Source organism: Arcicella sp. BE140 (genome assembly GCF_031456255.1).
Classification (GTDB): Bacteria; Bacteroidota; Bacteroidia; order Cytophagales; family Spirosomataceae; genus Arcicella; species Arcicella aquatica.
In genome coordinates, this window is sequence record NZ_JAVDUE010000006.1 from 130,565 (window position 1) to 157,514 (window position 26,950).

At 36.4% G+C, this 26,950-nt stretch carries 17 protein-coding genes; 14 read left to right on the top strand and 3 right to left on the bottom strand.

Annotation, left to right across the window (positions count from 1 at the left end; translation table 11 throughout):
• Nucleotides 1-1,226: 1,226 nt before the first annotated feature.
• From J2Y60_RS11150 to J2Y60_RS11200, 11 genes are all read left to right on the top strand, one after another.
• Complete coding sequence (locus J2Y60_RS11150) at nt 1,227-3,785, top strand: glycosyl hydrolase 115 family protein (protein ID WP_309917792.1); 2,559 nt, start codon at nt 1,227-1,229, stop codon at nt 3,783-3,785.
• A 67-nt stretch (nt 3,786-3,852) separates the two neighbouring features.
• Nucleotides 3,853-5,781 (top strand): sialate O-acetylesterase, encoded by a 1,929-nt coding sequence (locus J2Y60_RS11155; RefSeq protein ID WP_309917789.1) that lies wholly within the window; start codon nt 3,853-3,855, stop codon nt 5,779-5,781.
• A gap of 26 nt (nt 5,782-5,807) precedes the next feature.
• Nucleotides 5,808-7,352: an acetylxylan esterase gene (locus tag J2Y60_RS11160; RefSeq protein ID WP_309917786.1), complete on the top strand. Its 1,545-nt coding sequence runs from the start codon at nt 5,808-5,810 to the stop codon at nt 7,350-7,352.
• Nucleotides 7,353-7,487: 135 nt separating this feature from the next.
• The gene (locus tag J2Y60_RS11165) at nt 7,488-8,786 is read left to right on the top strand and encodes a hypothetical protein (RefSeq protein WP_309917783.1); all 1,299 of its coding nucleotides are present in this window, start codon (nt 7,488-7,490) and stop codon (nt 8,784-8,786) included.
• Between the two features lie 689 nt (nt 8,787-9,475).
• On the top strand, nt 9,476-10,351 hold the full coding sequence (locus J2Y60_RS11170) for a non-reducing end alpha-L-arabinofuranosidase family hydrolase (protein WP_309917780.1): 876 nt from the start codon (nt 9,476-9,478) through the stop codon (nt 10,349-10,351).
• A 136-nt stretch (nt 10,352-10,487) separates the two neighbouring features.
• Nucleotides 10,488-11,498, top strand: a complete 1,011-nt coding sequence (locus tag J2Y60_RS11175; RefSeq protein ID WP_309959099.1) for a glycoside hydrolase family 43 protein — start codon at nt 10,488-10,490, stop codon at nt 11,496-11,498.
• A 108-nt stretch (nt 11,499-11,606) separates the two neighbouring features.
• Nucleotides 11,607-12,686, top strand: a complete 1,080-nt coding sequence (locus tag J2Y60_RS11180; RefSeq protein ID WP_409014224.1) for an endo-1,4-beta-xylanase — start codon at nt 11,607-11,609, stop codon at nt 12,684-12,686.
• A gap of 211 nt (nt 12,687-12,897) precedes the next feature.
• Entirely contained in the window at nt 12,898-13,089 is a 192-nt protein-coding gene (locus J2Y60_RS11185; protein ID WP_309917774.1) for a hypothetical protein, read from the top strand.
• 160 nt (nt 13,090-13,249) lie between these two features.
• Nucleotides 13,250-15,190 carry a family 43 glycosylhydrolase gene (locus J2Y60_RS11190; protein WP_309917772.1) on the top strand — a complete coding sequence of 647 codons (1,941 nt, stop codon included), beginning with the start codon at nt 13,250-13,252 and terminating at the stop codon, nt 15,188-15,190.
• 715 nt (nt 15,191-15,905) lie between these two features.
• A complete protein-coding gene (locus J2Y60_RS11195; RefSeq protein WP_309918063.1) occupies nt 15,906-17,519 on the top strand; it encodes an FAD-dependent oxidoreductase in 1,614 nt (537 codons plus the stop codon).
• A 117-nt stretch (nt 17,520-17,636) separates the two neighbouring features.
• Entirely contained in the window at nt 17,637-18,446 is an 810-nt protein-coding gene (locus tag J2Y60_RS11200) for a TIM barrel protein (RefSeq protein ID WP_309917768.1), read from the top strand.
• Nucleotides 18,447-18,457: 11 nt separating this feature from the next.
• Here J2Y60_RS11200 and J2Y60_RS11205 read toward each other — a convergent pair whose 3' ends face one another.
• Complete coding sequence (locus tag J2Y60_RS11205; protein WP_309917765.1) at nt 18,458-19,942, bottom strand: hypothetical protein; 1,485 nt, start codon at nt 19,940-19,942, stop codon at nt 18,458-18,460.
• Nucleotides 19,943-20,092: 150 nt separating this feature from the next.
• On the opposite strand from J2Y60_RS11205, the gene rbsK reads away from it, so the two are divergent.
• The 3 genes from rbsK (at nt 20,093) to J2Y60_RS11220 (ending at nt 23,657) form a co-directional block, all read left to right on the top strand.
• The gene (rbsK, locus tag J2Y60_RS11210; protein WP_309917762.1) at nt 20,093-20,998 is read left to right on the top strand and encodes a ribokinase; all 906 of its coding nucleotides are present in this window, start codon (nt 20,093-20,095) and stop codon (nt 20,996-20,998) included.
• Between the two features lie 80 nt (nt 20,999-21,078).
• A complete protein-coding gene (locus tag J2Y60_RS11215; RefSeq protein WP_309917759.1) occupies nt 21,079-22,644 on the top strand; it encodes an ADP-ribosylglycohydrolase family protein in 1,566 nt (521 codons plus the stop codon).
• Nucleotides 22,645-22,664: 20 nt separating this feature from the next.
• Nucleotides 22,665-23,657, top strand: coding sequence for a GRP family sugar transporter (locus J2Y60_RS11220; RefSeq protein WP_309917756.1), 993 nt, complete (start codon nt 22,665-22,667; stop codon nt 23,655-23,657).
• Nucleotides 23,658-23,744: 87 nt separating this feature from the next.
• On the opposite strand, the gene J2Y60_RS11225 is transcribed toward J2Y60_RS11220, so the two are convergent.
• Nucleotides 23,745-24,731 (bottom strand): FAD:protein FMN transferase, encoded by a 987-nt coding sequence (locus tag J2Y60_RS11225; protein ID WP_309917755.1) that lies wholly within the window; start codon nt 24,729-24,731, stop codon nt 23,745-23,747.
• Between the two features lie 17 nt (nt 24,732-24,748).
• Nucleotides 24,749-26,944 carry a PepSY domain-containing protein gene (locus tag J2Y60_RS11230; protein WP_309917752.1) on the bottom strand — a complete coding sequence of 732 codons (2,196 nt, stop codon included), beginning with the start codon at nt 26,942-26,944 and terminating at the stop codon, nt 24,749-24,751.
• Between the last annotated feature and the right edge of the window lie 6 nt (nt 26,945-26,950).

Sequence of the window (26,950 nt, forward strand, 5' to 3'; positions counted from 1 at the left end):
AACTAGTCGCTTGTTTTTCAAGGTATTATTTTTCTTTTTTCATGTTCAACATGGTTAGCTATTTAATACAAACATTATTTACTGTTTAAACGATTAAGCAATTTTTTAAAACAATAACCCACTGTGTATATTTATAATTAGACTACAAATAGTTATTTTAAATGTATAGAAAGTGCAATAAACCTTTTGTAACCTTCGGAAAAGGGATATTTTTTATAAAATATTGAAATAAATAGATAATGGTCTGTAAGTCAGAATATTATGAGTATTTAATATTTTGTAAAAAAACAGATTTATTTATTTTGTTAGTTAAACAAATAAGCAGATGCATTGATTATGTAGAATTCGATGGGAGAGGAATAGATGTAAATACAAAATAGTAGACATTGATTAGGTTACAGAATACATTTTATCAGTCTATGATAAAAATGTTCAATCTTTGAATTCCAAATTCTCTCTTATAAATGATTGATTCATTTTTGGGTATTAAATTATCCAACAAAGCTATAAATTATCATGAATAGGAGTGTTTTTTAAATGCTCCTATTATTTTCAAGCATTCATTAAACTTCGCTCAATACCAGTTTCCCAATTTCCGGGAATCTCTAATAAACACAATCCTAACGTTTATATAGCTGTCAATATTTAATTTGAACCGATTCCATATTTATAATAAGTAATCGTGAGCTTATTTTTCCTTTTTTAAATATGATACTACTATTTAAGGTTATATAATACTAAGTATAACTTCAATAATAACAATTTATTCTTTAAAATTTCATGCAATCGGTTGCACGAAATTTTTTATTTGTATCTTTGCTATAGATAAACCTAATTTGGCAATTTAATTTGTTGGATAACAAGCGACAATTTTGACAATTGCCCTCTTTCTGTTGTGTCAAGGTGATTAGAGAGATTTGAAGGATACAATTTTGCTGCCTATAAGCATCCAGAAAATGATATTATTAGTATCGGAAAAGGCAGATGCGGTGTAACATATCCGTATCGTATTTCTTTGCTTATCAGTCAAAAGCAACCACACCGTTTAATCACCCTGTGGGCTTATATTTTATACAGCCTTCGATAAGCAATTTTCTGATAAGTTAATTGTAAGCAGTGAGACACCTCGTCCGATAGGGTATTCTCTTGCACAAGTAATCATGAAAGTGCCATAATTATCTGAACATATAACTATTAATCTCTATTTAATTATTTCAAAAAGATAAATGAAAATAAAACTATTCATTGCCTTATTTTTCCTTGTTTCCATATCAGGGCTATCTCAAAGTATTACTGTTGATAAATCTTCTTTTGCTCTCTCTACAGCAGCCATCTATGTTGATAATGCTGAAGTTGCGCTTGTAAAAAAATCAGCAGAACTTTTGCAACAAGACATAGCATTAGTAATAGGCAAAAAAATACCTATTATTAATACGGTTGATAAAATGCCGAAAAATGTCATTGTAATCGGTACGATACAGCAATCATCATTTATTAATGAACTGATTTTACAGAAGAAAATAGATGTTAATGCAATTAAAAACCAATGGGAAGCGTCGCTGATACAGTCGGTCAATAATCAAAAATCAGGTGTATCTAATGTTCTTGTTATTGCAGGCAACGACCGTCGTGGAGCAGCTTATGGTGTATTCGAACTATCTAAACAAATAGGTGTTTCACCTTGGTATTGGTGGGCAGATGTGCCTGTCAAAAAACAAAAGGATGTTTATCTTAAACAAAGTATCAGGATTGTTGATGCTCCAAAGGTAAAATATAGAGGGATTTTTATTAATGACGAAGCTCCTGCTTTATCTGGCTGGACTAAAGAAAAGTTTGGAGGCTTTAATCATACATTTTATGAAAAAGTATTTGAATTGTTACTTCGTTCAAAAGCAAACTATCTATGGCCAGCGATGTGGGGCAATGCTTTTTATGCTGATGATTCGCTGAATATAAAAATAGCTGATCAGTATGGAATAGTCATAGGTACTTCACACCACGAACCGTTGATGCGTGCGCATGATGAATGGCGAAGAGTTGGAAAGGGTGCTTGGAACTATGAAACCAACAAAGATAAGCTACAGCAGTTTTGGCGAGAAGGGATAAAAAGGGCATATAATGAGAAAATAGTAAGTATTGGTATGAGAGGTGATGGCGATGAGCCTATGTCTCGTGAAACTGCTACAGCCTTGCTGGAACGAATAGTAAAAGACCAAAGGAATATCATTAGCGAAGAAACTGGCAAGCCCGCTAGTGAAACGCCACAACTGTGGGCATTATACAAAGAAGTTCAAGAGTATTATGAAAAAGGTATGAGTGTCCCAGATGACGTGACTCTTTTACTTTGTGATGACAATTGGGGGAATATACGTAGACTACCAAAATTAGAAGATAAAGCTAGAAAAGGAGGCTATGGCATCTATTATCATTTTGATTACGTAGGTGGGCCTCGAAATTATAAATGGTTGAATACTAACCCGCTTCCACGTATTTGGGAACAGATGCACTTAGCTTGGGAACATCAGGTAAAGGATATATGGATTGTAAATGTAGGGGATATCAAACCAATGGAATTTCCGATTTCGTTCTTTTTAGCATATGCTTGGAATCCCGAAAAGATGAAGGCGAACGACTTACAAAAGTATAGTGAAACATGGGCTGAGGCGCAATTTGGAAAAAAACAAGCGCAAGAAATTGCCTATTTAATGAATCAATATGCCAAGTATAATGGCAGAAGAAAACCAGAATTACTTGACGCTGATACGTATAGTCTTAATAATAATGAGTGGAAAAAGGTGGTAACTGAATATAATGATTTGCTAAAAAAAGCGGAAGACATCAATAAACAATTGCCTTCTGAATACCATGATGCTTATTTTCAACTAGTATTGCATCCTATAAAAGCCTGTGCCAATCTCAATGAAATGTATTATCATGTGGCATTGAACAAAAGAGCAGCTAATAATAAATGGAACGTAGCGAATACTTATGCCGATAAAGTAAAACAACTGTATGCGAATGATTCATTAATTACGCTGGCATACCACCAATTGAATAACGGCAAATGGAACCATATGATGAGCCAGACTCACATTGGATACACTTACTGGCAACAACCAGTAAAACAGAAAATACCAACAGTTAAGTATGTATTAGCAGATTCAGTGGCAGAACAAAAGGACTTGGGGGTTAAAACAGTGAAAAAAGCCCAGATTCCTATCGGACTGAAAGGAAATATTTTTTACCAAGACGAACAAAAAGGTGTATCGATTGATGCAAATCATTATTCAAAAGCAATCAATACAAATGGCATAAAATGGACGGTGCTTCCTGACCACGGCAGAACGGGGTCGGCTATTACTGCTTTCCCAGTGGTTGGGAAGGAGCAAAAGCCAGAAGGCAATGCCCCTCATTTGGAATACGAAATCTATACTTATAGCAAGGGAGACTTTGCGATAAATGCCTATTTTTCACCTAGTCTAAATTTTAATGGAGAAGAGAATGGTTTGCAATACGCAATTTCTGTAGATGACGAGGCTCCTCAAATCATTAGTTTAAACAAAGAAGATAAAACAAGTGATAAGGGCGTATGGAATAAATGGGTATCAGAAAATATTATTATTAAAACCACTAAGCATAATATCGCTAATGCAGGAAAGCATACTTTGAAATTTTGGTTAGTAACGCCAGGGGTGGTATTACAAAAGTTAGTAGCTGATTTTGGAGGTATAGCACAAAGTTACCTTGGCCCCGAAGAAACATTAAATAATAACACTAAAAAATAACCTACAGATTATCGGATATAAAAGATTGAGACCCTTTTGTACTAGATACTAGCATCAAGATTTTATTATGAAAAAAACAATGCTCTTTTGTTTAATGGCTGTGATAAGCTTAGCTACTCAGGCACAACTCCGATTGCCGAAATTAATTAGCAACGGAATGATTCTTCAACGAAATACCAACCTGAAAATATGGGGATGGGCATCTCCTAACGAGAAAATCACCGTGAAGTTTAAAAATAAACAATATAAAACTACGACTGATACTAAGGGAAATTGGCAAATTGTTTTACCTGCTATGGAGGCTGGTGGGCCATTTACGATGGATATTGTAGGACAGACACAAATCAACATACAAGATATTCTTATTGGAGATGTGTGGTTTTGTAGCGGACAAAGTAATATGGTTCATCAGTTGAATATCCATGATGTAACCTATGCAAAAGAAATTGCTGAAGCTAACTATCCACAAATCAGACAGTTTTGGATACCTACTCTCACTAATCTTCAAGGTGCTCAAAATGACCTTCCCGATGGTCAGTGGAAAGCGGCGGTTGGTGAAGATGTAAGACCTTTTTCCGCGGTAGCCTATTTTTTTGCTAAGAAACTACATGAAAAATATAAAGTGCCAGTGGGTATCATCAATGCCAGTGTAGGCGGTACACCTATAGAGGCATGGATGAGTGAAGAAGGCTTCAAAGATTTTGGGGCAATCAAGGGGATTATTGAGAAAAATAAGGATACTTCCTATGTTAATAGTTTGAATCGAAAACCTCCTACTAGTACTAATAAACCGGTACAAGTAGTAGACGAAGGTTTATCGGGGGCCTCAAAATGGTATGAGCCTGCTTATATGCCTAAGCATTGGCGGAATATCAATATTCCCGGATATTGGGAAGACCAAGGATTAAAAGACCTTAATGGCGTAGTGTGGTATAGAAGAGAAATAAATATTCCTGCTACTATGACAGGCAAGCAGGCACAAGTATTTTTAGGCAGAATAGTAGATGCCGACGAACTGTATATTAATGGTAAGAGGATAGGTAGTACTTCCTATCTATATCCACAACGTAGGTATAAAGTCGGTAAAGATGTATTAAAATCAGGCAAAAATCTTTTTGTAGTCCGTGTAACAAATACGACAGGCAAAGGCGGATTTGTGCCTGATAAGCCATATTGTATTTTTTCAGGGTCAGATACTGTTGACCTTAAAGGTAGCTGGCAATATAAGGTGGGGTTAGTCTATAAACCCATTACTGGGGGTAATTGGGGCGGTGGAATCAATGCTCAAAATCAACCAACAGCTTTGTTTAATGCCATGGTCGCGCCAACGATCAATTATGCGATTAAAGGATTTTGTTGGTATCAAGGAGAAAGCAATGCGGGGCAGCCACAAGCCTATGAAAAATTATTGCCTGCCTTAATTCACGATTGGCGTACTAAATGGATGCAAGATTCGCTACCATTTTTGTATGTGCAACTACCTAATTTCATGGAATATAGCTATCTGCCTACAGAAAGTAGTTGGGCTTTGTTAAGGGAGTCTCAGCTAAAAGCATTATCAGTTCCTAATACAGCGATGACCGTTGCTATTGACCTTGGTGAATGGAACGATATTCATCCAGATAATAAAAAAGATGTCGGTGAACGATTATCGCTCACAGCCATGAAATTAGCTTATCACGAAAACTTGGTTAGCTCTGGACCTTTGTTTGAGTCTTCTGTAATAGACGGAAATAAAATTGTTATCAGCTTTACGAATGTAGGAACAGGCTTAACAACCAATGATGGCGAACAACTGGGAGATTTTGCTATTGCGGGAGAAGATAAAAAATTCGTTTGGGCAAAAACAACAATTGAAGGAGATAAAGTAATAGTATGGAGTGATGAAGTAACAAAGCCATTATATGTACGATATGCATGGGCTGATAATCCTGTGAATCCTAATTTATATAATAAAGAGGGGCTTCCTGCATCACCATTTAGAACCGATAAATAATCATTGCGTTTAAAAATTCCTATACTATGAAAATATACTTAATATTTATTGGAGCTATGAGCCTAAGCTATTTAGGCTTATCGCAACAGACTGTCATTGATAGTAACAAATACCCGCCCCTTACTATATTTACTGCACAGCAAGACCAAGCCAATATGATGCAGCAATTGGGTATTAAAAAACTAAGACCAGGACCCAGTGCTAATGAAGCCGACCCTAATCATGCCAACTATGATGAACAATTGGCCAATCCTTGCCCTTTGTTACCAGATATTCTTACTGCCAAAAATGGCAAAAAAATAACTACTCCTACAGCGTGGTGGAATCAACGTCGCCCAGAAATCACTGAGGACTTTGAAAAAGCAATGTATGGGCGAATCCCTAAGAATATACCTAAAGTAACTTGGACAGTAAAAGTTACCGATAACGAATTTGTAGGGCGTGTTCCCGTAGTGGCTAAACACCTGATTGGTCATGTAGATAATACTGACTATCCTTTGATTGATGTAAATATCAATATGGTAGTAGTATTACCGACTAATGTAAAAGGTCCAGTGCCAGTACTTATCATGTTTGGTTTCCCTACTTTACCAGCACCAGCTCAGCCAATCCCAAGCGATATGGAGAAAATAAATCTGGCTTTTAAGGAAATGATGATAAAGGCTAATCCAGATTTAAAGCAGATTTTTGATAAGTACCCTGCTTATTCGCCTATCACCAGACTACCCGCACCTAGCTTTTTTGCACCGCCAGTCACGGGTGATTCTCCACCTACCGAGCAATTGTTAGCGGCTGGTTGGGGATATTGTACGCTAGAAACAGGTAGTATACAGGCTGATAATGGTGCAGGACTAACGCGCGGAATTATTGGTTTAGTAAATAAAGGACAACCAAGAAAGCCAGACGATTGGGGCGCTTTAAGAGCGTGGGGTTGGGGTGCATCCAAAGCACTAGACTACCTCGAGACAGAACCTTTGGTCAATGCCAAGCAAGTAGGAATCGAAGGCGTTTCTAGGTATGGAAAAGCGGCGCTAGTGGCAATGGCTTTTGACCAACGTTTTGCCTTAGGATTAATTGGCTCATCGGGAAAGGGTGGAACTACCCTACAAAGACGAGTTTTTGGTGAAGCAGTAGAAAGTTTGGCTAGTTCAGGAGGATATCATTGGTTAGCTGGCAATTACCTCAAGTATGCTACGGCTGAATCTTCTTTTGGGAGTAAAACAGGCTGTGATATTCCCGTAGACTCACACGAACTTCTGGCACTTTGTGCACCACGCCCTACTTTTGTGAGTTATGGCATACCAGAAAAGGGAGATGCTAAATGGCTTGACCAAGTTGGGAGTTATAAAGCTACCATAGCGGCAGGAACAGTATTTAAACTGTTGGGTGCAAAGGATTTAGGGGTAAGTAATGATTACAATACTGAAAATATGCCTCCCGTACTTTCTGGCTTACTCGACGGCGAATTAGCTTGGAGACAACACAATGGCGGTCATACGGATGCCCCTAACTTTCAGTTTTTCATTCCTTGGGCAAGTAAACTGTTGAAATACGAACGACTTACTAAATAATATCCCACAAACATAACCACCATTTTTTATGAATAGTGGTTATATTTTTCTTAGGAGTTTAAGAATTATCGAGCCGTTTCAGATGGCTTGGTGAGAGCCTTTATTGTCATTTATAAAACAAAACCTACCATAACTATGCAAAATTTGTTCAAATCTTTTTTCTATTTCTTCACGTTAATAGTTATCTGTTCAGCTTGTGAAAAAGCAGTTGATACTAATCCTGTTGTGGTTAAGCCCACATCTTTTAATATTAATATAAACCCCCAGACAACCTATCAGACAATCACAGGGTTTGGTGCAGCAAACAGAATGTGGGGGACACAATCGTTGAAACCTACGGAAGCAACAAAAGCATTTGGGGTAGATGAAAACCAATTGGGGCTTAGCATTTTCAGGGTAAGATTGTCTTCTAATAAAAATGAATGGCCTATTATTGTAGAAGCTGTAAAAGAGGCAAAAAAATATGGAGCAAAAGTATTGGCTTGTCCTTGGTCGCCTCCTGCAGCACTCAAGAGTAATAAAAGCGATATAGGGGGCCATTTATTGCCTGAAAACTACAAAGCATTTAAAGATTATATCAATGAATTTATCGTTTTTATGACTCAAAACGGCGCACCCGTAGATGTGGTTTCTATTCAAAATGAGCCTGATTGGAAAGCTTCTTATGAATCTTGTGATTGGACTGCCGACGACATGATTAATTTCTTGAAGGCTCCGGGCGAAATTATTGGAGCAAAACTTGCTGCGCCAGAATCTTTGAATTTTAACCAGAACATGACTAATGCCTTGCTATCGAATGAAGAGGCTTCTCAAAAATTTGACATCGTGGCGGGTCATATTTATGGTGGTGGTTTAGCGAAGTTCCCTTTGGCAGAGCAAAAGAAAAAAGAAATCTGGATGACTGAATTTTTATTGAATCTGGATACTGGAAATACTGGGGCTGCTAAATGGAATACTTATTCAGAAACTGCCAAATGGGCTGAAAGTATAAAAATGCTTGTTTCCGTCCATGATGCAATGACTAATAATTGGAATGCCTACATTTGGTGGTATTTGCAACGCTACTATTCATTTATTGGCGATGGGGAAGAGGGTACTATCAATGGAGAAGTGCTTAAACGTGGATATGGTTTCTCGCATTATTCAAAATTTGTCCGCCCAGGATTTGTTCGCATAGGTACAGATTTCAGCACGAATACTTATTTAAAAATAACAGCTTATAAGAAAGGGACGCAGACGGTTGTGGTAATACTAAACCCAGAAAGTAATTCTGTTAAAAATGTTCAGCTAAATGGACTAGCTGCTACTACTGCTATTGCTTATACTACTACTGAAAAAGAAAATTTAACTAAGCAAAATTTGACTGTTACAAGCAGTATTGTGGAACTAAACGTGGCACCAAGTAGTATTACGACAGTGGTGATAAATAATTAGCATAACGATATTTAATATGTAAAATTATACCCAGACCATTAAATAAGATATGTAACGTATATTGATAATGGTTCGTAACGTTATCTTTTTAATCTTTGGAAAATATATAAAAAAACTGATAGTAAAGTCTCGTTATTTTTAGCCCATATTATTGGAAATTTTCAAATGATATGAGCTAAAAATAGTTTGATAGGGAGACAATTTATAGTAGAAAAATATTATCACTAACACACAATATTCAGTCTCAAAAATAAGCATTTTAGTAGTTAAAGAGCCTTACTAAATAATTAAATAATTCTTGCAGTTACTCAAGCGATAAAGTTCATTACTTTATCGCTTACTTGTGATTAATTCATCACTTATCGTTTTTAAAAACTCATTTTTATATTAAAATGAATTGAATTTATCGTTTTATATTTTCCTTTGAACATTTGGAATACAGATATATTAATTTGTGCTACATGTTTTTTCACTTATTATTTTACTTTGCGATGTCTGAAATTTGGAGACAATCTATTGACTTCGGTTATCAACTTAAATATCCAAAATAATAATATAATCAATCTTAAATGATAAGCGTAGTGAATAAATGCAGTCTCAAAATAGTTCGATGGTTATTCGTTTTTTCGGCACTTATATGTTGCAAAAAAACAGAAGTAACGCCTACGATAATAAGCCCTCCTTATACGATGAAATCAAATCCTATTTGGAGAACTGGAGATAGGATTTTCTTAGAAGGAATTGCTGGAACTTTTGACGACGTTTCGGTAAAAGATCCAACCATTGTGAATGTTGATGGAAAATGGCATGTGTTCTATACTGGAAGAGACGCTACTAAATGGCGCATGGGTTATATTGCTGGTAAAGAGCTAACAGACTTGAAAAAAGCCGATAGAAATTATATGGCTTCATTAAATGGAGGGTCATATTTTTGTGCGCCACAGGTTTTTCAACTTAAATCAAAAAAAACTTGGTATTTAATCTACCAAAGCGGTTTAGGAGCAACTTTTTCAACCAATGCAGATATCAATAGTCCTCAAGGATGGTCAGCGGGTAAAGCCATGGGTTTTACCGATGGAATTGATTTTTGGTGTATCTCAGATGGCACAAAAATACATTGTTTTTATTCAGCTCAGGATGGCTCTTTTACGATTAAAAAACGGAGTACGCTTGTTGCTGATTTTCCCTATAAATGGTCTGAGCCAGTGGTAGTTGCTACAGATACTTTTGAAGCACCCCATGTATATAAAAATAAAGCGGATGGCAAATACTATATGATGGTAGAAGATATAAGACGCTACTTTGAAATATGGCAAGCATCAAGTCTTGATGGCACTTGGACAAAACTTAATGAAAAGTGGGCTGATTACGCTAATTTAATTGAAACGAATGAGCATTGGACAGACCAAGTATCGCATGGAGAAATTTTGCGTTCGGGGATAGATGAAATGTGTGAAATAGAAGATATAAATCATTGTCAAGTAATATTTCAGGGCGTAGTAAATGGCAATTATGCTGACTATGGAATAATTCCCTATGATTTAGGCATCATGCAAAACTATTAATCTTCATATAGCGGGATGTATTTGTTTATGATGATAATCAATTTTTGTAGTAAATATTAAACAAGTAGGTCGCAGAAATGACCAAAACTAATTTTAAGCAATGAAAAACAAGTCTATTTTTTTGATGATTGTTTCAATGACAATGATCACATTATCAGTAGTAGCACAAGAATCAAAAAAACAACCGATTTCACAGCCATTAATAAAGGAAATCTATACGGCAGACCCTTCTGCGCATGTTTTCAATGGAAAAATCTATGTTTATCCTTCACATGACATTGAATCTGGCGTTGCTCAAGACGATGAAGGAGGGCATTTTGATATGAAAGACTTTCACATTTTATCGATGGATAAAATTGGAGGGAAAGTGACAGATAATGGTGTGGGATTGTCTATTAAAGATATTCCTTGGGCGGGTCGTCAGCTTTGGGCACCTGATGCAGCCTTCAAAAACGGTACGTATTATTTGTATTTTCCCGTGAAAGATAAAAAAGATATATTCCGAATGGGCGTAGCAACTAGTAAAAGTCCGGTAGGCCCATTTAAGGCAGAAAAAGAACCCATCAAAGGTAGTTACAGCATAGATCCTTGCGTTTTTAAAGATAATGACGGTAGTTTTTATATGTATTTTGGGGGTATTTGGGGTGGTCAACTACAGCGTTATGACAAAAATACGTACTTAGGAGTAACAGATAATCCAAAGAAAGGCGAAGTGGCTCGTTTGCCAAGAATAGCAAAGCTAACCGCAGATATGAAACAATTTGACGGTGAAGTAAAAGAAATCAAAATTTTGGATGAGAATGGCAAATTGTTCTTAGAAGATAATAATGACAAACGCTTCTTTGAAGCTTCATGGATGCACAAATATAAAGGCAAATATTACTTCTCGTATTCAACAGGGGATACCCATAACCTTTGTTATGCCGTTGGCGATACTCCTTATGGCCCTTTTACTTACAAAGGTATAATATTAAATCCTGTTGACGGTTGGACAAGCCACCACTCAATTGTTGAGGTCAAAGGAAAATGGTACTTGTTTTATCATGATATTCAGCTTTCTGGAAAAACGCATTTACGAAATGTAAAAGTGACAGAATTGCATTATAATCCAGATGGAACTATACAAACGATTACTGCTTATAAATAGCAAAATATGTATTATTTGTTTGATTACTAGATAGTTCAATAAAATATAAAAAACTAAAATTATCCAATGATAAATAAAAAAACATTATTAGCACTTTTACTATGTGGCATGGTAGAGGTATCGGCAAAACCTCCGATAAAGCATACGAAATCTGTGAAAGAAATCCCTTCATTGAAAAAGGTATTTAAAAAAGATTTTGTGATTGGCACAGCCTTAAGTATTTATCAAATAGACGATAAAGACCCTCAGGCGACAAGTTTAATTGCTCAACAGTTTAATACGGCTACACCTGAAAATATTATGAAGGCTCAGATTATTCATCCAAAATGGGATGTATACAACTTTGAACCTGCCGATAAGTTAATAACCTACTGCAAAAACTTGAATCTTGAAGTGAATGCACATGCGTTAATTTGGCATAGTCAACTGCCAAATTTTGTTCGCCAGATAAAAGATGCTGATTCTGTGAAAACTTTCTTTGAAAATCATATTACAACAGTTGCCAAAAGATATGATGGAAAAGTAAAAACATGGGATGTTGTCAATGAAGCACTCAACGAAGATGGAACAATGCGCAGGTCTATTTTTTTGAATAAATTGGGCGAAAACTTTGTTACTGAAGCTTTTAGACTAGCACAGCTTGCCTCACCAAAGTCAGAACTTTACTACAACGATTATAATAACGAACAACCTGCTAAAAGAGCAGGATGTATTGCGTTGATTAAAAAAATTCAAGCGGCAGGTGTAAAAATTGATGGTGTAGGGATACAAGGGCATTGGCATTTGGGCAAAATCCCGCTGAAACAGATTGAAGAAAGTATTGTGCAATATGCTGCATTGGGCATCAAAGTAGCTTTTACAGAACTGGACATTGAGGTATTAAAACGTGATTTTCAAGGAGCTGACGTGAACCAACGCATGCAAAATTCTCCATCATTGAATCCTTATGCCAATGGATTGCCCGACAGCCTTCAAACTCAATTAGCGATGGATTACGAAGCTCTTTTTAACCTGTTTTTGAAGCATAAAGACAAGATTTCGAGAGTAACTTTTTGGGGAGTACATGATGGACAAAGTTGGCTGAATGGATGGCCTGTACGTGGTAGAACAAACTATCCATTATTGTTTGACCGTAACTATCAACCTAAGCCTGCTTTTTACTCAGTGATCAGTACAAAGGGTAAGTAAAATAGGTAAACCGATAAGGTTGGCAAGTGTTATCCTAAATGAGAAGATGAAAAATATAAAATCTATTTGTTAGCTATATTCTGTATAGTATTAGCAAGTGGAAGTTTTGCAAAAAAATGCAAGGGGATAATGGTGATGACACCTATACCAATCCCCTAATTGCATCATACTTCCCAGATATTGACATTATACGTGTTGGTGATACCTATTAATGATGGTTAACAATGGAATAACGATTGATTCTATTCAATTAAAAATATCTGCCATTTACCTAATGACCCAGCCAGATTTTGGAACAGGATTAGCTAATTTTGGATATAGTACTGATAACAAAAGGTTTACACATTTAGGAAATACTTTAAAAATGAGGTTCAACCTTACGTTATTGACGGGAAATAAATAACCATGCTACTCAATTACTGGGAGGGTATATAGGTATTGATTGGTTCAGAGTTGACCCTACCATTGGCTACCTTCCTGATAAAGGTACATTGACGATTAAATAGCTTTTTGAATCAATTTTAATTAATATCCTCTTGATTATTCACTAAAGAAAACTTTGTATGAAATATAAAATAAATCAGTACATCTTATTAATAGGCTTATTATGCTTTACTAGCTCAGTATCTGTAATTGCACAAGATTTTTTCAACGAAGTAAAAACATACGTAAATCCTGTTTTACCTGGCGACCATCCAGACCCAACGATGCTAAAAGTAGGGGATGATTTTTATCATTGTGGCTCAAGTTTCCATTTTACTCCTTACTTACCAATTTATCATTCAAAAGATATGGTGCATTGGAAAGTTATTAGCCGTGTAGTACCACCAACGATAGGTAGCTTTGTCTCAGATAATCCGTCTGCAGGAATTTGGCAGGGTGCTATTACGTATTTTTATGGCTCATATTGGATATATTTCTCTTCTAATGGACAATGGTTTAGCAAGGCAGATTCTCCGGCAGGACCTTGGTCTACGCCAGTACAGGTAAAGTCAAATCCGAAAACAGGACCATTAGGATATGACAATGCCATTTTTGTAGATGATGATGGCAAACCTTACATGGTTATCAAGAACGGACAAAAAACCAATCGTTTGCAAGAATTAGGCAAAGATGGTCAACTGACATCATCAGTGATTGATATGGACTGGGTAAATGCAAAACTACAATATAGTTGGGCAGAAGGTCCTGTTATGTGTAAGCGTAATGGCTATTATTATTACTTCCCTGCAGGGGATGTATCAGGAGGGCAATATGTAATGAGGGGTACGGCTTTGACAGGTGACTCAACCAAATGGGAACGATTAGGAGAGTTTTTTAAACCTATTACCGACCCAAAAGTAGGGTTCCGTCGTCCTAACCATATTTCAGCACCTATTCAATTGGCCGATGGAAGCTGGTGGACAATTGGACAAAGTTATGAAAAGTATGATGGTGATGATTGGTCAGGTACGGGTCGTCAAACATCGCTTTTCCCTGTGATTTGGGAAGGAGACCGCCCTTGGGGAATGGCTCCTACTACATTACCTATCGAAAGTCCTAATCTTCCCAAAGGTGAAATCAATTGGCGAAGTGTTGCGACTGATTATTTTGAGAAAGAAACCCTTGCGTTAGATTGGCACTTTTTGAGCAAGAAATATGCAGATAAATATTCACTTACTAGTAGAAAAGGTTGGTTACGCCTTGTTTCAGATAGTAGCAGAACTAGTATTGTTCAAAAGGAAACAGACCACTATTATTCAGCCGTTACAAAAGTAGATTTTAATGCGACTGATTCTCTAACCAAAGCAGGACTTTATCTGAGTAGTGGTAATCAAAAAGTGACAGTGCGTTTGTATAGTGGTTTCGAAAATGGTAAAAAAATCATTTTTAGTTTTGAAAAGAAAACACAGTCTATTCCAAACACCTTTGGTAATATCGTATGGCTTAAAGTTGTACGAAATCTACACAATCTGACGGGATATTGTAGTGGAGATGGCAAAGATTGGAAACAGGTAGGTGAGAGTATCAATTTGAGAAATCTTGATAAAACCCAACCAAATTATAATTCATGGGTAGGTACGAGCGTAGGGTTATTTACAGAAAAAAAACCTGCTGACTTTGATTTCTTTGTGTGTAAAGATGGTTTTACTGAACTTCCTGCGGTGGGTTATAGTAATTACTATGGCGTTGAAAAAGTAAAGGTTGGTACAGAAGATGTCGTTACGAATAATTCAAACTTGGGGGGATGGTTTATGCTATCTGGCGTAGAATTAGGAGATAAAAAAAGCAAGGAAGTACAAGTACAGATTTCAGCAAGTGTGACGGGTAAAATAGAGATTTGGTTGGATGATTTAAAAACGGGAAAATTGATAGCGACTATCCCTTTTTCTCCAACGGGTGTCAACAGCTTTAAATATATTAGCCAGAAAATAAAAGGGGTTTCAGGACAACACGATGTGTTTGTGAAATTCCCAACGGGCAATAGTAAAGCATTAAATGTAAAAAACCTTCTATTCAAATAATAATTACGAAAAATAACAGTTAGTTTTTAAAGCAGTAAACGGATATAGTTTACTGCTTTTTTAATTTTAATCAATTCTAATCGTCGAAATAGCATAGATTGCATATCCCTCTATGGGTGGTGGGTATGTAGCAAAATTTTCCAAAGAAAGACGGAATCCTATAGCTCGTTTTTCAAAAATATAAATTTTTTTTGCATTGCTCTTTTATTAGAGGCTTTAATCTCCAACGGTATTATCTGCTCTCCTTGTTTGCTGCTGAATGGTCACAATTTATTAAAGAATAAGCAAGTAGTTGAAGGTTGCCTAGTCCATATTCTAAACGATAAAGATGTGAATAAACTTTGGGCTACGGAATACAATAAGGGCTTGGAAATAAAAGTATAATTAAATCAAGTTTTCAAGAAGGAACAACCCCAAGAGCAGATAGTTCTTCTGCTATTTCAAGCTAACTTGAAACAGAAGATTTCATTAATCGTAATTATTCCATATAATATAATACGCTATTTTTGAATATTTCAGAGATAGTGTGTTTTTATTATAAGGCTTTTATTGAAGAATGTACTTATACAAACTTCAATATACATTGCCATCTTTTAGTCTTTTTAATAAAGCATATCTTCTTTATTTACTCTAAACCAACATTATTAAAATAAATGTTAAGCAGATTCAAGCTATGAAAAAAAACATATTTTTTGTTGTATCATTGGTTCTTCTCATGTCTATTCCGAAGACGCTTATTGCTGGAGCTCCCAGCATCAGACAAGCCGATGTAATTATTTATGGAGGCACTTCTGCTGCCATAATTGCTGCGGTACAGGTAAAGAAAATGGGTAAATCGGTTATCGTTGTGTCGCCTGATATACATTTAGGAGGTTTGTCGTCTGGAGGTTTAGGATTTACCGACACAGGCAACAAAGAAGTAATAGCTGGTTTAGCACGTGAATTTTACCAACGATTATATCAACATTATCAGGATAATAGTGCTTGGAAATGGCAAAAGAAAGAAGAATATGGCAATAAGGGGCAAGGAACACCCGCCATTGATGGTGCTAACCGAACCATGTGGATATTTGAGCCACATGCAGCCGAGAAAATATTTGAAGATTTAGTAAAAGAAAACAAATTGGTTGTTTATCGGAATGAATGGTTAAATCGTTCACCAACAAGTATAGTAAAGACATCTGGAGGTATTCGATCTTTTCGAACCCTAAGCGGAAAGGTTTATCAGGCAAAAATGTTTATTGATGCTACTTATGAAGGCGACCTGATGGCATTGGCAGGAGTAAAGTATCATATTGGTCGCGAAGCCAACAGTGTTTACGGTGAAAAATGGAATGGCGTTCAACCAGAGGTTTTTCAGCACGGTCATCATTTTAAAACAAAGATTAGTCCCTATAAAATCGCAAATGACCCAAATAGTGGGCTTTTATCAGAAATTTCTTCTGAACCAATAGCAGAATATGGTTCTGGTGACAATAAGATTCAGGCTTATTGTTTCAGGATGTGTTTGAGCAGTAATCCAGCCAATAGAATACCTTTTGCAAAACCAGAGGGGTACAACCCAGCACGATATGAATTATTGGCAAGAGTATTTGCTACAGGTTGGCGTGAAACCTTTGATAAATTTGACCTGATTCCCAATCGCAAAACGGATACTAATAATCATGGACCTTTTAGTACTGATTACATCGGCAAAAATTATGATTATCCAGAAGCAACTTACGAGCGACGCAAACAAATAATTAAGGAACATGAATTATACCAAAAAGGCTTAATGTATTTTTTGCAAAATGATGAAAGTGTCCCTATTGATGTACGGAATAGCATGCAAGAATGGGGTTTACCCAAGGATGAATTTAAAGATAATGGCAATTGGCCTCATCAGCTCTATATACGTGAGGCAAGAAGGATGATTGGCGAATTTGTGATGAAAGAAGCAGATGCCTTAGGAAAAACCCAAGTGCCTAAGCCAATCGGAATGGGTTCCTATGCTTTGGATGCTCATAATGCCCAACGCTATGTAACAAAAGATGGCTTTGTTCAAAACGAAGGTGATATAGGCGTGCATCCCGACAAGCCTTACTCTATTGCTTATGGTGCTATCTTACCAAAAGAACAAGAATGCAACAACCTATTAGTGCCTGTTTGTTTATCAAGTAGTCATATTGCTTATGGTTCAATCAGGATGGAGCCTGTTTTTATGATTTTGGGTCAATCAGCTGCAACAGCAGCTGTTCTTGCTATCAATGATAAAACGTCTCCTCAACAGTTATCCTACAATAAACTAAAAGCTGTTCTATTAAAAGATAAACAAAGATTAGAATGGTAAAAACTAAACTAGAAGAAGATAACATAAAACGATTTTTGTTTCTTGAGTTATTATGTTTCTGATGAATTAGGGGCTTTGAATTAATTTAGCATGGCAGTAACGTGTAAACCATCATTCATGAATATTAAATTTTATGCTCCTCATTGGGGCAATGTACTTCCTTTTGAAACTTTTTGTCACAACGTAAAGAGAGCAGGATACGACGGTGTAGAAATGGCTTTACCTTTTGATGAAAAAGAAAAAGCTGAAATACTGGCTGCCTTACATGATTTTGACCTTGAGCTTATCGGTCAATATTGGCAATCTCATGAAAAAGATTTAGGTGAACATGCTCATAATTATGAAAAGTATTTGAGAAACCTTATTTCGGCTAAACCTATTTTCATTAACTGTCAAACTGGAAAAGACTACTTTACTTTTGAACAAAATAAACAGTTATTTGAACTAGCCAGTAGGATTTCTGAGGAAACAGGGGTTACAATTATTCATGAAACTCATCGAGGTAAAAGTCTTTTTGCAGCCCATATTACGCAGGAATATCTAACTCAACTCCCAGCTTTGCGGATTTGTTTAGATATTTCTCATTGGTGTAACGTCCACGAGTCATTATTGGATGATCAGCAAGAAGCTGTAACCCTAGCGATAGACCATGCCAATCACATTCATAGCAGAGTAGGCCACCCTGAAGGACCACAAGTTAACGACCCAAGAGCCCCAGAATGGAAAGAAACCTTAGATATACATCTGGCTTGGTGGGACAAAGTCGTAGCAATGCATCGACAACAAGGAACACAGCTTACTATCACTACCGAATTTGGCCCTGCTACTTATATGCCCGCACTGCCTTATACACAAATGCCTGTAGCTAACCAATGGGAAATAAATGTATATATGATGAATTTGTTGAAAGAGAGATATAATGCTTAATTGAGGATAATTTATTCGTTTCTATGCTTCTCAAACAATCGACTATATACCCATTTATCTAATTTCAGATTTTTGATAATGGGTTGATGATAGGGCATTTTTGAAAGGTCATTAAACGTATTCCATAGTTTTTGAGAACGATTATTTAATGTAAATACGTTTCTGAACACTTGAATGATTACTTTTTCAAGGGCATGGTATTTCTTTTCGATTTTCAATTTTCTTTCTAGCGATAGCAAATCATAACTTAAGTAATCAAAATTACCTAAACGATGATGAATCAATAAATTCAATATCCTAATTTCAGCATACAATGATGTGCCGAGGTCTTCTTGAAAAGCAGCTAGAATCTCGTTGACATATTGCAGTGCTATGGTATAATCTTTTGTAAAATAGTAAAGCCTAGCCAAAGCATAGTAAGCTTTGATTTGAAGCTTGACGGGTACTTGTGCTATGCTTTTTTGAATTTCGCTTAGCTGATTGTTTACCCATGCTAGTCCTTGATGGGTTTGTTCTAAATCGTTATGAAGGTTAACTTGATATGAAAAAATAAGTACTTGTAAATAGTATCTGGAACTTTCATTGAGGGCTGGAATGTTTTGGAGTTTCGCTATAAAAAAAGCCATCTCTTCCCATTTTTCCATGGCTCTTAAATCGGTTAAAATACCTTCAATGCAATAGATGTAATACATTGGGTTGTCTATCCAAAGTGTTTGATGTTGCTCAAATAAATCTATCAACTCATAAAAAATAGCGATACTCCCTTTTGAATTGCCTACTGCTAAAAAGTAAGTGGACTGAAATTGTAAGTGCAACCGTTTTGACTCAAATGTTTTTTGTCTTGCTTGCTGTAAAATCTGACTTTCTTCTAACAGTAAATCATTGAGCTTTTCAATATCCGCCGAACTTCTGACCATCCCATTTTTGAGATACCTAAACCAAAGTATTTCATAAAGCATGGCTTGCTCGTGATGGATATTTTCTTGTTTTAACAAGGCTTTGAATTGTTCCTGCTTACGTATAAGCGCTGTTTCACTAATGTCAGAAAACTGTAGACTTACCAAGTTTTGTAGTTCTAATTTACTGAGTAGTAAGTAAAAAAGATGTTTATCATGTTTAGCTGAAAGTTGAATGGCTTTGGCTAATCGCTTATTATACAAATCAATATGTCCCTTGTTGAATAGGATTTTACATTCCTGAATCATGTTTAAAAGTTGACTTTCAAGCGAATTTTCTTCTTCAAATAATCTCAGACTTTTTAAAATATTGGCATACAAATACTTTCTTGCGGGTTCTATAGATTTTGATGTGAGTTCATTTGCTACTCTTTGAGTTGCTTCTTCCTCAAAATTTGAACAACTATCCAGAATATCATAAAGTTGCATAAAAGTTTTAGGCCCTTCTTGCATTTGCGTCGTTAACCTGAAATACCTCTTTTCTGCTTTTGATAAGGATTGTATTAATTTATGTAAAAGTAAGAGTTCAGATTTAGCCATATTTATATTATAGAATTATTATTCCATTTAAATCGCTAAAAATACAAATAAAGATTAAGAATATTAATTTTAGCTATGACTAAAAATGATAAAAATTCTACTTTTAATTGAATTAATAAAAGGTATTTTTGTATAAAAAAAAGAATACAAATGCGTAAGATTATTATAATAGGTAGTTCAAATACAGATATGGTGATAAAAGCACCAAAATTACCCTTGCCCGGTGAAACGGTCATGGGTGGAAAATTTTTGATGAACCCGGGAGGGAAAGGAGCAAATCAAGCCGTTACGTCTGCTAGGTTAGGCTGTCCGACGGTTTTTATCTGTAAAGTTGGCAATGATGTTTTTGGTAAAATGGCTTTACAGCAATTTGAAAAAGAAGGTATTCAAACAGATTTTGTGTTTACTGATGCAGAACAACCTTCGGGGGTTGCTTTAATTAATGTAGATATACAAGGAGAAAATTGTATTACGGTTGCTCCTGGGGCAAATGCTTTTCTATCACCCGCCAATATAGATAAAGCCAGTGCCATATTTGACAAGGATGATTTAATATTGATGCAATTAGAAACACCCCTCGAAACGGTGGAATACGTGGTTAATAAATTGCATCAAACTGAAGCGACGATTATCCTAAACCCTGCTCCAGCCACTCCGCTCAAAGAAGACATTTTAAAATATTTAACAGTAATCACCCCTAACGAAACGGAGGCAGAAATCCTTACAGGAATATCTGTGGTCAATGAAGACGGACTGCGAAAAGCCGCTAATATTCTCAGAGAAAAAGGGGTGAAGCATGTAGTGATTACCCGTGGCTCAAAAGGAGCTTATATTTTATCTGATGAGTTTGAGGGAATGGTAGATTCAGTAAAAGTAGAAGCTGTTGACACCACTGCCGCCGGAGATTGTTTTAATGGTGCTTTGGCTGTAGGATTATTTGAAAAAATGTCGTTGAAGGAAGCAGTACAATTTGCTTGCAAAGCAGCAGCAGCCTCGGTAAAAAAGATGGGAGCACAATCTTCTATTCCATATCGCAAGGAATTAGCTGTGAGTTAGTGAATGGTGATTTAATAATTGTTGTGAGTTTTTCCATGACTACTTTAAACGTAAAACTATTGAAAACTAGATTGATACACATGAAAAAAATACTATTATTAATTGCTTTACTTTCAACCGCATGCTGTAGCATTGCTCAGACGGCAAAAACAATTACCATCTCTCAGAAAGACCTTAAAAATAAAATAAAGGGTGGTTGGGCTGGACAGACCATTGGCGTAACCTTCGGAGGACCGATGGAATTCAAATACAATGGGACTATCATCAACGAATATCAACCTGTGCCTTGGTATGATGGTTATCTCAAAAAAATGATGTTAGAAAATCCCGGACTCTACGATGATTTATACATGGATTTAACCTTTGTAGAAGTTTTTGAAAAAGAAGGACTCGATGCTCCAGTAAATTCTCATGCCAAAGCTTATGCCAATGCGGGCTACGCTCTTTGGCACGCTAATCAAGTAGGGCGAAGTAACATTTTGAACGGAATCATGCCCCCACAATCAGGCTATTGGGAAAATAACCCACATGCTGATTGTATAGACTATCAAATCGAATGTGATTTCGCAGGCTTGATGTCTCCTGCCATGCCCAATACTGCCTCTAAGATTTCTGATAAAATCGGGCACATCATGAATTATGGCGATGGCTATTATGGTGGGGTTTATTTAGGTGCTTGTTACGCTTTGGCTTTTGTCTCAAAAGATGTTCGTTATGTGGTTCAGGAAGCGTTAAAAACTGTTCCTAAAGAAAGCAATTATTATAAATGCATTGCGGATGTGATTAAATGGCATAAAATGTATCCGAACGACTGGAAAAGAACTTGGTATGAAATTCAAAATAAATGGTCGCAAGATGTAGGTTGTCCAGATGGCGTTTTTGCCCCTTTTAATATTGATGCTACCATTAATTCAGCCTATGTAGTAGTAGGACTATTGTATGGCAATGGTGATTTTACTAAAACGATGGAAATCACTACCCGTTGTGGTCAAGACGCTGATTGTAACCCATCTTCGGCAGGAGGAATTTTAGGAACAATCTTGGGCTATGATGCCATTCCAGCTTATTGGAAAATGGGCTTGAAAGAAGCGGAAGACATCGACTTTAAATATACTTCTACGTCTTTGAACAAGGTTTATGAAGTTGGTTACAAACATGCTCTTTTAAATATAGAACGTAATGGAGGGAAGGTTCTCAAAGAATCTGTAACGATTCCAATACAAATACCAGTAGCAGTACCTTTTGAAAAAAGTTTTGACAACACTTATCCTATCGATAGAAAGTATGTGTACAAATCTTTGAAAGATGAATATTCCTTTGATTTTGAAGGAACAGGCTTTGTTGTAAAAGGCGAAACAGCAAAATGGGCATCAACCAGTAATTATGTTTTTGAGATGGAAGTATATATAGACGGCAAACTGTTCGAAACAGCAAAGTTACCCACTTCATTTACTACCAGAAGACACGAATTGACATGGAAGTACAAGCTCCCAAAAGGAAAACATACGGTATCCTTAAAATTATTGAACCCTTCTGCTGAACACGATTGTAGAATAACAGATATTTTAATTTATAGCGACCAACCCAATAGTACAGCTAATGAAAATGTATTTAGATTTGGTCAGCCTATCAAACCCAAACAATAAACCACTCAATATTAGAAGACATGTTTATCATTGAAAATTACTCCACGGCTGTATTCTTCTGTCTAATTACGATGCTCTGCTGGGGGTCTTGGGCCAATACTCAAAAACTCACGGCAAACAACTGGCGTTTCGAGCTTTTTTATTGGGATTACGTATTAGGGATTCTACTAACATCTTTTATTTTGGCAATTACCCTTGGTAGTCATGGTGAAAAAGGAAGGGATTTCTTGAGGGATTTCCAACAAGCTTCTAATGAAAATATTGGTTCTGCCATTATTGGTGGCATTATTTTCAATGCTGCGAATATCTTACTAACCGCTGCGATGGACATTGCAGGGATGTCTGTAGCGTTTCCTGTAGGTATAGGTTTAGCATTAGTCATTGGGGTAATTGTTAATTATTTAGACCATCCACTAGGCAATGGAATTCTTTTGGCGATAGGAGTAGGGCTTATCACGTTGGCAATTTTGCTGAATGCAAAAGTGTATCGTAATTCTTCGGAAAGTGCTAAGGTTTCAACGAAGGGATTGGCACTGTCTGTAATAAGTGGTTTGTTGATGGGCTTGTTTTATAAATACGTAGCCAATGCCATGTTTCCAGATTTTGAAGTACCAGAAGTTGGTAAATTGAGTCCCTATACGGCTATTTTCTTTTTTGCCATTGGAATATTATTAAGCAATTTTATCTTCAACACTATATTGATTTATCGTCCGTTTGTGGGCGATTCACTCAATTATAAGGCATATTGGCAAGGGAGTTTCAAAAATCATAGTTTTGGGGTCTTGGGCGGAACGATTTGGTGTTTAGGTATGGCATTCAATATTATTGCTAGTGGAAAAGCTGGACCTGCTATTTCGTATGGACTTGGTCAAGGAGCAACTATTGTTGCAGCTATTTGGGGGATTTATGTTTGGAAGGAATTCAAAAATGCTAGTAAAAGCACGAATGTTTTACTCAATATAATGTTACTTTTTTATCTCTTAGGATTAGGAATGATTATTTTGGCTAGGTAACAATAAATAATCCACTGAATAAGCTATTTACAAGCTTATTCAGTGGATTATTTTAACAAGTTTCACTCACTACTTTAGTATCCATACCTATTCTAATTTATACTTATTGATATCAATATTAGTAGTAGAGTGTATTTTGCCTTCATCTGTGATAAGTATCGCTTTATAGGCAGGATATTTTTTTAAAAGAGCAAGCCCAAGGTCTTTACCCAACACCATTACAGATGTACTAAAACCGTTGGCCATTTCGGCACTAGGTCCCAAAACGGTTACACTGCATAATCCAGTAGCTGGATACCCCGTCACTGGATTGATAATATGAGCATATCGCTTGCCGTTGAAAATAACATATTTTTCATAACTTCCAGAAGTTACCACAGCACTTTTGTAGAGCGGTATAACAGCAAATATCGTGTCTTTATGAATTGGATTGGTTATACCTACGCCCCAAGGTTTTCCATTGGGTTGCTTCCCCCAAGTACTCATATCGCCTGAGCCGTTTACTATACCAGCCTTAATGCCTTTGGCTAGCATCATATCTCTACAACGGTCGGCAGCATATCCTTCTCCCAAAGCTCCAAAGCCAATTTTCATGCCTTTTAGCTTTAGGAAAATAGTAGAGTTCTGGGAGTCTAATATAATATTACGGTATCCAACTTTTTCAACAGATTTCTTAATGGCCTCAGGAGTTGGCATTTGAGTCATTGAGCCATCAAACTTCCAGATTCTATCCATCGCTGCAAAGCTAATATCAAAAGCGCCATTGGTTATTTCAGAAAAATGGATGGCTCTTTCTGTCAATCGAAATACTTCTGGGTCAACTTTTACGGCTGCAATCCCTGCATTTCTGTTTACTTCCGAAATCTGAGTATCGCTTTTCCAGTCGGAAATAAGATTCTCTATCCGAGTTATTTCAGCGATGACGGCATCTATATTTTCCTCAGCCGATAACGAATCTTTAGCCACTATTGTAATATCAAATCGACCTCCCATCAATTTTACCGTCCTTTTTCGCAACACTTGTGCTGTGCTACCAAAACTTAACAAAAGAAGACATATCAATATTTTTTTCATATTTCCTTTCCAGTTATTTAATAACAGTCCATCAGTATCTGGCTTCTAGACTGATAAAAGCTAACATCATTACCAAGTTGTGATTGACAGATTTCATCAATAATTTCAATAACACCTTTTTGCATAGATAATGACCCACACAACATTATTACTCCTTTTGAAGCCAATGTTTGGGCGATGAAATCCCTATCTCTAGCAATCAACTCGCCAATGTATTGTTTATTAAGTGCCGTTTCTCGTGAGAAAGCCGTATGAAACTGGATGAGACCTTTATTTTCTAAAGATGACTCTAAAATAGGAGCATATTTTTCTAAAGAAATTTGCTGTCTAAAACCTCCGTAAAGATAACAAGGAACCTTTCGCTTATTCTGGCTAATCATTCCTAAGAAAGGAGCAATACCTGTTCCATTACAAATCATCACTACACTAGTTGCATTTTTAGGAAAATGGAAATGCTTATTTTGGATAACACGTGCTTGAATAGTTTCTCCCGCCTTTAGTCTATGCAAAAAGCCAGAACCTAGTCCTTCAGGATGAAGTCTCACACTTAGCTGTATCTGCTTTTCACAAATACCAACAGAATAAAGTCTTTCCCGATGATCATTTGCAGGATATATTGCCAATAAGTCGCCAGATTTGGCACGCAATTTTCTTTTAGCTTCAAAACGAATTAAAAATGTGTCATCAACAGACTTCTCAGAAGTAGTGTCCATCACTTCAAAAGCTTCTAGCGATGCTGGCTCTGCTTTTACCATTTTAGGCGAAAGAGGAATACCTGCTTGTTGTGACCAAGCCTCAGCCCAAATACTAAACTCCTGTTCTGATTTGTCATTGATAGTATGCACATCAACCAATGGCTTAGCCCACTGCTGATGCAATAACCAATGGTTTACTTCGAAAGCAAACTTACAAAAATCTGGATAAGCATGCGAACCAAAACCTACTACTGAAAATTGTACTGACTGATTCTGAGGGTATTGTTCGAGCAACGATTTGAATTTTAGAGCATTACTCGGCGCTTCTCCTAGCCCGTAGGTAGAGGTAATGACAAGTAGTTGTTCAGCTTTTGGGAAAAGAGCATAATGATTCATATTTCCCATAAAAACTGTTTTCCCTTGACTATCCAGTTCATTATAAATAGCTTGAGCAAAGCGGAAAGTGCTACCATTTTCAGAACCAACCAAGATGATAAAATTACTTTCTTTGGCTGAATATTTATTTTTAATAGAAGTTGCTCTTCGCTTCCAAGTAATACGAAATCCAGAATAAATAAAAAAGAGAATATTAGCAGACGCCAAGGCTAAAATAATTGCCCAAACAATATTGATATTACCAGTATGTATGGATAAACTTAAGTCGGCAAGTTGCTGTGAGGTAGGGTATACTACTTGACTGAGGACATCCCCCGTAATTTGATTGACAGCGAGTTCTCTGTCTTTAAGTTTGATGACATAATACTCTTCTACATCTTCCGAAAAAGGAAACTCAATACTTTTTACTGCTGAAAGCTTGATATTTTTAAATAAAGTAAAATCTGCTGGCTTTTGTACTGGTTGTGTTTTGATGTCATCAATGTTTACATCAAGATTTACTTTAGGAGCCTCTTTGCTCCCAAATCTGTTCAGCGATAAATGTGCGCCTGTAAAAGCAATGATAATAATTGGTATAATGGCCCACCTGCTTAGTACTACGTGGTAATATTGAGCAAAGTCTTCGCGAATAATACGCGTAAATATTCGCTTGATACCACGTTGCCTTTGAATTAATAACATCAGCCCCGAAAGCGTAATTAATAATAGGATAAATGCGGTAAAACCCATTATTAAACGACCCGTTTCATGCAAAAAAAGTGAGCGGTGTAAGGTAGTTGTCCATTGAAAAAAAGCATTCTTTTCTCGGTAATCACCCAACAGTTTACCCGTTAATGGATTTACATAAGCATGGATATTTTTGCCATCCGCATCGCTACCATTTATGCTCACTACATTATTCGGTTCGACCGTTAGTTCAATAAGGTCTGGATAGTTTGTTTTAAGAATTGGAAGTGTCTGAGCAAGCGTAATCTGTGAAAAATCATTAACCCGATAGGTATTAGTAGGATTGACTACGGGTTCAAAGGCCAAAATAAGACCCGTCACAGCAGCTAAGGTTAAAAATAGAAAAGAAGATACAGCCAATACTAAGTGGCTGTATCTCCAAAGAGAAATTATCATAAATAT

Excerpts from the sequence above, each read along its gene's own strand:
- J2Y60_RS11150 (WP_309917792.1), top strand. The coding sequence starts at position 1,227 with ATGAAAATAAAACTATTCATTGCCTTATTTTTCCTTGTTTCCATATCA.
- J2Y60_RS11155 (WP_309917789.1), top strand. The coding sequence starts at position 3,853 with ATGAAAAAAACAATGCTCTTTTGTTTAATGGCTGTGATAAGCTTAGCT.
- J2Y60_RS11160 (WP_309917786.1), top strand. The coding sequence starts at position 5,808 with ATGAAAATATACTTAATATTTATTGGAGCTATGAGCCTAAGCTATTTA.
- J2Y60_RS11165 (WP_309917783.1), top strand. The coding sequence starts at position 7,488 with ATGCAAAATTTGTTCAAATCTTTTTTCTATTTCTTCACGTTAATAGTT.
- J2Y60_RS11170 (WP_309917780.1), top strand. The coding sequence starts at position 9,476 with ATGAAATCAAATCCTATTTGGAGAACTGGAGATAGGATTTTCTTAGAA.
- J2Y60_RS11175 (WP_309959099.1), top strand. The coding sequence starts at position 10,488 with ATGACAATGATCACATTATCAGTAGTAGCACAAGAATCAAAAAAACAA.
- J2Y60_RS11180 (WP_409014224.1), top strand. The coding sequence starts at position 11,607 with ATGGTAGAGGTATCGGCAAAACCTCCGATAAAGCATACGAAATCTGTG.
- J2Y60_RS11185 (WP_309917774.1), top strand. The coding sequence starts at position 12,898 with ATGATGGTTAACAATGGAATAACGATTGATTCTATTCAATTAAAAATA.
- J2Y60_RS11190 (WP_309917772.1), top strand. The coding sequence starts at position 13,250 with ATGAAATATAAAATAAATCAGTACATCTTATTAATAGGCTTATTATGC.
- J2Y60_RS11195 (WP_309918063.1), top strand. The coding sequence starts at position 15,906 with ATGTCTATTCCGAAGACGCTTATTGCTGGAGCTCCCAGCATCAGACAA.
- J2Y60_RS11200 (WP_309917768.1), top strand. The coding sequence starts at position 17,637 with ATGAATATTAAATTTTATGCTCCTCATTGGGGCAATGTACTTCCTTTT.
- J2Y60_RS11205 (WP_309917765.1), bottom strand. The coding sequence starts at position 19,942 with ATGGCTAAATCTGAACTCTTACTTTTACATAAATTAATACAATCCTTA.
- rbsK (WP_309917762.1), top strand. The coding sequence starts at position 20,093 with ATGCGTAAGATTATTATAATAGGTAGTTCAAATACAGATATGGTGATA.
- J2Y60_RS11215 (WP_309917759.1), top strand. The coding sequence starts at position 21,079 with ATGAAAAAAATACTATTATTAATTGCTTTACTTTCAACCGCATGCTGT.
- J2Y60_RS11220 (WP_309917756.1), top strand. The coding sequence starts at position 22,665 with ATGTTTATCATTGAAAATTACTCCACGGCTGTATTCTTCTGTCTAATT.
- J2Y60_RS11225 (WP_309917755.1), bottom strand. The coding sequence starts at position 24,731 with ATGAAAAAAATATTGATATGTCTTCTTTTGTTAAGTTTTGGTAGCACA.
- J2Y60_RS11230 (WP_309917752.1), bottom strand. The coding sequence starts at position 26,944 with ATGATAATTTCTCTTTGGAGATACAGCCACTTAGTATTGGCTGTATCT.